Origin of the sequence: Mesorhizobium sp. M2A.F.Ca.ET.039.01.1.1 (assembly GCF_003998035.1) — a bacterium.
Lineage (GTDB): Bacteria > Pseudomonadota > Alphaproteobacteria > Rhizobiales > Rhizobiaceae > Mesorhizobium.
This window is the reverse complement of sequence record NZ_RZRY01000910.1, coordinates 1-2,117: the sequence shown is the minus strand read 5'-3', so window position 1 is coordinate 2,117 and position 2,117 is coordinate 1. Positions and strand designations below refer to the sequence as shown.

Genomic DNA, 2,117 nt, shown 5'->3' with positions numbered 1-2,117 from the left:
CTTCACCAACTCGATCACCTATCTCGAGGACGGCGATTGGGCAGTGGTGCGCCGCGAAGGCGTGACCATCTACGACATCGACGGCAACAAGGTCGACCGCAAGCGGCAGCAGTCGCTTTCGACCAGCTTCATGGTCGACAAGGGCAATCGCCGGCATTTCATGGAAAAGGAGATCCATGAGCAGCCGGAGGTGATCTCGCACACGCTGGCGCACTACGTCGATTTCGTTTCCGGCCAGTCGAAGCCGCTCGACCTGCCGTTCGACTTCGCCAGGATCGGCCGGCTGGCGCTTTCGGCCTGCGGCACCGCCTATCTCGCCGGGCTGATCTCGAAATACTGGTTCGAGCGCTATGCGCGATTGCCCGTCGATATCGATGTCGCCTCGGAGTTCCGCTACCGCGAGATGCCGCTTTCGGCCAATGACGCGGCCTTCTTCATCTCGCAGTCGGGCGAGACCGCCGATACGCTCGCTTCGCTGCGTTATTGCCGCCAGGCCGGCATGAAAATCGGCGCCGTCGTCAATGTGCGCGAATCGACCATGGCGCGCGAATCCGACGTCGTGCTGCCGACGCTAGCCGGCCCTGAGATCGGCGTCGCCTCGACCAAGGCTTTCACCTGTCAGCTGTCCGTCTTGGCTGCGCTTGCGGTGCGCGCGGGCGTGGCGCGCGGCACGATCTCGCCCGATCAGGAAAAGCAGCTGGTGCGCGAGCTTTCCGAAGCGCCGCGTTTCGCCACCCAGGTGCTGAAGCTCGACGAGCAGATCGAGCGCATCTCGCGCGAGCTGTCGCGCTACAAGGACGTGCTCTATCTCGGCCGTGACACCAATTTTCCGCTGGCCATGGAAGGGGCGCTGAAGCTCAAGGAAATTTCCTACATCCACGCCGAAGGCTATGCTGGCGGCGAGCTGAAGCACGGACCGATCGCGCTGATCGACGAGAACATGCCGGTGATCGTGATCGCGCCGCACGACCGCATCTTCGAAAAGACAGTGTCGAACATGCAGGAAGTGGCGGCGCGCGGCGGCAAGATCATCCTGATCACCGACGCCAAGGGCGCTGCCCAGGCGAGGATCAAGACGACGGAGACGATCGTCCTGCCCGAAGTGCCGGAGATCATCGCGCCGATCATCTACGCGCTGCCGATCCAGATGCTGGCCTATTTCACCGCCGAGTTCATGGGCGCCGACGTCGACCAGCCGCGCAATCTGGCGAAATCGGTAACGGTGGAATAGGAGGCGGACGACAGTCTCTTCAGACCGTAGTTCCAAACCGTTACCGGGTTGACGTAGCCGTGCACATCACCCGCGTCTCGTTTTCGGGCAAACCGTTCACAACTTCCGCGTCAGTGAAGTCAAGCTGGAGGCAGCCTCGTCGTTCCTTTGGAACACCGCCTCCGCGGCAATCTCGAAAGATCGGGAGCCATGTTGCACCTCCCTCTCATGAATCAAGAACTAATTCCTAAAGGGGCGCCTGCGCGTACCTTCATGTCAATGACACCCCAAGCAGAAGGTGTGCTGCCTGTTATCGTACGGCGGGTATGGGGGAGGGCAAATATGGCTAGAATTAGTAGGTTTGAGCGGCCAGTCGTGATCCAAACCGGTCGACGTGGCTCCGAGCGGATCGTGTTCGATGTTAATGAAGCCGCTAATATATTACTCCGGGATACTCATCGTCAGACGGAGAAGCGCAAGGCAGCGATGGAGGCGTGCCTGCGGGTGTTGCGTGGCGAGGCTCATCCGCCAATCGCCCGAAGGGCTTTCGTCGTGGCCGCTCTTGAAGCGAATATCCTGCGCGGCGACTAAGCCCATCGTGCGGCGCAAGCGTTTTCCGAATCACCGACGGCCTCGACAAGCTGAACTAGTAATTAAGTTTTATTGCTCCAGGTTTACGAGTTCGCCGTCAGATAGAAAAAGCATTCCAACGCAGTCTGGTGGCCAAACCATGCCGTTGGATCAGTTGTGGGAGACGATTGCTCGTTCCTCGTCGATGTCACGATAACCGAGAGCTATGGCTACATTACCCTGAGCGCCAAGCGCTTCTTAGCCCTGCAGTAATCTCTCTGGCCAAAATGGCACGGCGAGAGCGGCGGGATCGGAACGATAGCTAGGGGGCGAAGGG

Annotated in this window: 2 protein-coding genes; both read left to right on the top strand. The window is 59.9% G+C overall.

Translation table 11 applies throughout. The features are described from left to right. Window positions 1-1,231 (top strand): glutamine--fructose-6-phosphate transaminase (isomerizing) (gene glmS / locus EOA24_RS35450; RefSeq protein WP_127410678.1); only part of this gene is annotated, 1,231 nt, incomplete at its 5' end. A 189-nt stretch (window positions 1,232-1,420) separates the two neighbouring features. Then, a complete protein-coding gene (locus EOA24_RS35445; protein WP_348633099.1) occupies window positions 1,421-1,801 on the top strand; it encodes a DUF982 domain-containing protein in 381 nt (126 codons plus the stop codon). Window positions 1,802-2,117 lie beyond the last annotated feature (316 nt).